This is a genomic window from Endothiovibrio diazotrophicus (assembly GCF_054657215.1).
The window spans coordinates 1-249 of sequence record NZ_BAAHXB010000382.1; the positions used below are offsets into that span (position 1 = coordinate 1).

General features: G+C 69.5%; 1 protein-coding gene. It reads right to left on the reverse strand.

Translation table 11 applies throughout. The annotated features are described in order from the left end of the window. Positions 1-249 (reverse strand): hypothetical protein (locus ACYQ2W_RS26905; protein WP_459874225.1); only part of this gene is annotated, 249 nt, incomplete at both ends.

Sequence of the window (249 nt, forward strand, 5' to 3'; positions counted from 1 at the left end):
GCCCCGGGTCACCATCGGGTTCTGGATGGAGGAGGGAATGGTCTCGCTCTCCCGCGGGACGATGCGCCGACCGCCGATCACCTCGCCGACGGTGGCGTTGGGTAGGTTGGTGTTCAGGTAGTCCTGTAGCGCCTGCTGGGCGTTGCCCTGGGCGGTGGTGATGACCCCGGCGTCGAGGCCCTGGATCCAACCCTCGGCGTCGTTGACCGTGCCGCTCTGCAGGAAGCCGTCGGCCAGCGCCTGGCCGTC